The sequence below is a fragment of the Flavobacterium sp. genome (assembly GCF_029242675.1).
Lineage (GTDB): Bacteria > Bacteroidota > Bacteroidia > Flavobacteriales > Flavobacteriaceae > Flavobacterium.
Genome location: NZ_JAQWTM010000088.1, coordinates 1 through 5,419 on the forward strand (window position 1 = coordinate 1; position 5,419 = coordinate 5,419).

The following is a 5,419-nucleotide window of genomic DNA, read 5'->3' on the forward strand; positions in this document are numbered from 1 at the left end:
TGTCGGCAAAACACATTTCTAAAAGGGTAGTGATTAAACCACCGCTTCCTATATCATGTCCTGCAAGAATGTTGTCATCTAAAATTAATTCTTGAATGGTATTGAAAGCATTCTTGAAGAAGACAGCATCTGTAATAGTTGGTGCCTCTTGACCTATTTTATTTAGCGTTTGCGCAAAAGAGGATCCTCCTAATTTAAACTGATCTTGTGATAAATTAATGTAATAAATCGATTCACCGTCTCTTTGAAGAACGGGTTCAACTACTTTTTGGATATCGATACAGTTTCCACCTGCTGAAATAATAACGGTACCTGGAGCAATGACTTCCTCATTAGGATATTTTTGCTTCATTGAAAGAGAGTCTTTTCCTGTTGGAATATTGACTCCTAATTCAATTGCAAAGTCGGAACAACTTTCTACTGCCGCATACAAGCGAGCATCTTCACCTTCATTTTTACAAGCCCACATCCAGTTCGCTGACAAAGAGATTCCGTCTAATCCACCTTTAATTGGCGCCCAAACTATATTTGATAATGCTTCAGCAATTGCGGTTCTGCTTCCTGCAACGGGATCGATTAAAGCGGCAATTGGCGAGTGGCCTATAGAAGTTGCTACTCCTTCTTTACCATTGTAATCTAAGGCCATAACTCCACAATTGTTTAATGGCAATTGTAAAGGTCCAGCTGTTTGTTGCTTGGCTACTTTACCTCCTACGCATCGGTCCACTTTATTTGTTAACCAATCTTTAGAAGCTACAGCTTCAAGTTGTAAAACATTTTGCAGGTAGGTGTAAAAGTTGCTTTTATCATACTCTAATTCACTATACTTTCTTTCGATAGTGGTGTCGTGCATGACCACTTTTGGAGAACTCCCAAAAAAGTCTTCCAAGGCAAAATCCATAGGCTTTGCTCCAGTAGTTTTGGATTCAAAAGTAAAACGATGGTCACCTGTAACATCACCTACTTGGTACATAGGAGAACGTTCTCTGTCCGCTATGCGTTGTAAGGTATCAATATCTTTTTGGGCAATTACTAATCCCATTCTCTCTTGTGACTCGTTACCAATGATTTCCTTAGCTGAAAGTGTAGGATCACCAACAGGTAATTTATCCAAATCAATCAATCCTCCAGTATCTTCCACTAGTTCTGACAAGCAGTTTAAATGACCTCCAGCTCCATGATCGTGAATAGATACGATAGGGTTGGAGTCACTTTCTACTAATCCGCGAATCGCATTGGCAGCGCGTTTTTGCATTTCTGGGTTCGAACGTTGTATTGCGTTTAACTCAATACCTGAACTAAAAGCACCGGTATCTGCAGATGATACTGCAGCTCCGCCCATTCCTATTCTATAATTTTCACCACCTAGGATAACGATTTTGTCGCCCGTTTGTGGTGTTTGCTTAATAGCTTGATCTAATTTTCCGTAACCAATTCCACCTGCTTGCATGATTACTTTGTCGAAACCTAATTTTCGGGCCGGTGCTGAGCTTGTTGAAATATCTTCTTTTTGTTCAAAAGTTAATATAGATCCGGTAATTAGGGGTTGTCCAAATTTATTTCCAAAGTCAGAAGCTCCGTTAGAAGCTTTTATTAAAATATCCATGGGGGTTTGGTACAACCATTTTCTTTCTTCCATCCCTTTTTCCCAAATGCGGTTACTTGGAGTCGCGTCTGATGCACCTTCTAATCGAGAGTAAGAGGTCATGTAAACGGCTGTTCCTGCAAGAGGTAATGAACCTTGTCCACCAGCTAAACGATCTCTAATTTCTCCTCCTGAACCGGTAGCAGCACCATTAAAAGGTTCTACGGTAGTTGGGAAATTGTGAGTTTCTGCTTTTAAGGAAATAACCGAATCAAATTCTTTTACCTCATAAAAATCAGGTTTGTCAGCAGTTTTTGGAGCAAATTGTTCTACACGTGGTCCTTTTACAAAAGCGACATTATCTTTGTAGGCCGATACAATATCATTTGGATTTTCTTGCGACGTTTTTTTGATTATTTTAAACAATGAAGATTCTTTTTCTTCTCCATCAATAATAAATTTACCGTTGAAAATTTTGTGACGACAATGCTCAGAGTTGGCTTGTGAAAAACCAAATATTTCTGAATCGGTCAATTTTCTACCAATTTTTAGAGCTAAATTATCTAGGTACTCTACTTCGTCGGGACTCAATGATAAACCTTCTTTTGCATTATAAGCTGCAATATCATCGATATTTAAAATTGCTTCTGGTGCAATATGGATTGTAAAAATATCTTGGTATAATCCTTCGTACTTTTGCGAAAGCATGGGATCAAAATCACTAAAATCAGCTGCAACAGTTTGGAATTCTTCAATTCTAATAATGCCCGATATACCCATATTTTGTGTAATCTCTACTGCATTAGTACTCCAAGGGGTGACCATTGTGGCACGAGGTCCAACAAAAAAATCCGTCAATACGGATTTTTCTAGTTTATGAGAGTCGGCAAAAAGCCAGTTTAATTTTGAAATATCTTCAGCCGATAGCTCGCCTGCGCTCGATATGTTTTGCATTTGTACGGCAAAAACAGTTTTGCTTTGGTTTTCAAAGAAATGGATCATTGTTGTGTAGTTTGTTGTATTGATGCGCAAATTTAGTCATTTATCATTTAAATTTCTAATAAAAAAAGCGGCATAATTGCCGCTTTTTAAATTGTTCTATTTTTTTATCAACTAGTTGATAATGATTTTTTTAATCGATGTTTCTGTGGCGTCTGTGATTTTAACGAGATAGATTCCTTGGTTAAGGTTTGAATTTATTTCGCTGCTACCGATGATTCCTTTTTGCTCAAAAACTTTTTGCCCAAGAAGGTTGTATATTTCAACAGAGAATTCATTATTAGAACTCAAGATTGTGAACACACCATGCGAAGGGTTAGGATATATTGCAATTAATTTTTCATCTGATACAATAGCTGTTTTACCCTCTTTAGCAGCTGGTTTACTTCCTAAATTACTGCAAGTATCAGCTGAATAAGAATCCCAATCAGCACTAAGATTAAAAGTGGTTTTTGGTCCAGTTACTGTTGCTTTTCGTCTCAAGGTTACATCAGCAGCAAAATTAGCGGTGCCACCATTAAAAGTTCCGATAATATCAATAAGGACTCCATTTTTAAATAGACCAACGGCATCGTTTCCATTAAAAGTCATTTCAGTAGCAGCAGTTGAAATATTTGCTGAGCTCGTAGAATAACATGTTGAAGCAATTGCACTGTTTACAATCGTGAATTTTTTACCTGTTGCCAAAGTTCCGCTTAAGGCGATTCCTGCACTCCAAGCACCCGCTCCATTGGTTTGCTTTTTAACACTGTAGATCGATAAATTTATAGAGGTACCGGTCGCATTAGAAATTTCTAATGCTTTGTTATTTCCGCTACCCTCAATATATTCTGAAAATAAAAGTTCAGTAGTAGTACCAGCTGGTGACGTTGTCGTGACATTTAAGGTAGAACTAGAGGCAGATATATTTCCTGCAGCATCTTTTGCCTTCACTGAAAAAGAGTAAGTAGTTGCAGCTGTTAAACCGGTGATTGTTGTTGATGTACTTGTAACAGTAGTTTTCAAAGTGGTACCTTGATATACGTTGTATCCCGTTACACCCACATTATCAGTTGACCCAGTCCAAGATAAGGTAGTTGCTGTTTGCGTTGTACCCGAAGCAATTAAATTAGTCGGTGTGCTTGGTGCCTGCGTATCTGCTGTTGGGTTCCAAACTCTTTGAACATACTCAGGATGATCGATGTACGGGTTTCTATTGTTCTGAGCTGCGTAAATTGCGTTGTTTCTTGCGATTTCTCTTGGGCTTACTGGATCTAATGCATTCCATGCTAGAAGCATATTCAAGAAAGCAGTAGTAAAAACTTGCGTTGAAGTTCCGTTAAACATAGGATAAGCATATCCAGCAATAGTAGTTTCATATCTAGTAGCGAAATAAAAATACATCCTAGCTACATCACCTTTAAATTCATCTATTGGTTCAAAAACGGTCCCAGTATATCCAGAAACAGAGCTCGATCCTAACTTACTCCCGTTTAGGGAAGTCCAGGTTGCAGTTCCTACAGTCCCGTGTGGATAATTAGATCGTTGCCCATTTACTTTCCCATCTGTAGGGGTGATAAAGTGTGCATCTGAAACCATGGGTGCGGCAGAATTAAACGAAGATTGTGGTATAATATGTTCTCTATTATAGCAGTCTCCTTCCTTAGCGTAAGTGCCACATCTTTGGGTGCTCGTTGTGCTGTAATTGTATGGATCAACACCATTTGGCTTTTCAGAATACATATCTAAAACCGATCCGTCATTCTCATAGAAATTATCTACATCAGAGGTTTGGTACGTGTTGTATAACCCTGCATAACCATTATCAGTATGGCCTTTAATGATGTTGTAAAGTTGTGTTTTTAAAGTATATGAACTACCTGTTGCCGTGGAGTAATATCCAGTTGGAATTTGCGCAATGGCTGCCGTAAAAAACAATAAAAAAAAGAAAGAGTAAATGTGTTTCATAAATTGTAGTAGTTTGTTGGTCAAGGTTAAAGTTATGTTATTCAAAAAGACGGAATTTTTTGAATTTTGGTTTTAAATGAGCGCAAACGTACTTATTTATTTAATAGCTTATGTTACTAAATGGTTACTATTTTTGAGGATTTATCTTTTTTATTGTGATAAAAGTAAGAATTTTGAGTGTATTTTCTTAATAATGTGCTTTATTGTAGGTTAATTCTAATATAAGAATATTATTTTGGAAAGGGCTTATTTTGATAGGCACCTAAGTCAGGAGGTGTTGATCTTGTATTTCCTATTATATCAATTGGAATTATAAAGTTGGGATTACCTTTTCCTACCGCAGCAGATGATGCGTCGATGTTGAGCTTATTACGAGTGCTATTTAAAAATTTCGGATTCTGATTTAAAATAATATTGGAATAATGGACCGCATCAGTTGCAAATTGGTACAACGGATTGGTACTAGAAGCCTCTTGCTTTAACAAGCAATTATTAAATTGATAATTAAAAGCAGCAGTTGTTTTTTTACTTAAAAATAGTTCGTTCGTGAAACTACCATAAATAATACAATTAGTAAAGGTTGCAGCTTCAAGATCCTTTGATTCAGGTATGGCTCCCAAACTAAAGTTATTGAGGGTTACCGCGACCTGATTAGAGCTATTCCAGTTATTATTAAAGGTTGAATGTTTGAATTGGTATTTTCCACCATAGCTACACGCCAAGGTTGCTTGACCCGCATTATTTATAACCACATTCTCAGCATTAATGTAGGCGGTTTGAGCTAATATCCCATAATTAGCACAGTTATAGATTTGAGTATTTTTTAATGATAGGGTGGTGCCGTCATTATTTTGAATCAATAAGCCAATGGTTGCATTTTAAATCGTT

3 protein-coding genes are annotated in these 5,419 nt (G+C 37.1%); all 3 read right to left on the reverse strand.

Going from position 1 to position 5,419, the window contains the following annotated elements; translation table 11 throughout:
• The coding region (purL, locus tag P8M54_RS03585) for a phosphoribosylformylglycinamidine synthase (RefSeq protein WP_300285274.1) at positions 1 to 2,587 on the reverse strand (2,587 nt) is incomplete at its 3' end.
• Between the two features lie 111 nt (positions 2,588 to 2,698).
• Positions 2,699 to 4,531: an endonuclease gene (locus tag P8M54_RS03590; RefSeq protein WP_300285277.1), complete on the reverse strand. Its 1,833-nt coding sequence runs from the start codon at positions 4,529 to 4,531 to the stop codon at positions 2,699 to 2,701.
• A gap of 230 nt (positions 4,532 to 4,761) precedes the next feature.
• Positions 4,762 to 5,391 (reverse strand): hypothetical protein, encoded by a 630-nt coding sequence (locus P8M54_RS03595; protein ID WP_300285280.1) that lies wholly within the window; start codon positions 5,389 to 5,391, stop codon positions 4,762 to 4,764.
• Between the last annotated feature and the right edge of the window lie 28 nt (positions 5,392 to 5,419).

Excerpts from the sequence above, each read along its gene's own strand:
- P8M54_RS03590 (WP_300285277.1), bottom strand. The coding sequence starts at position 4,531 with ATGAAACACATTTACTCTTTCTTTTTTTTATTGTTTTTTACGGCAGCC.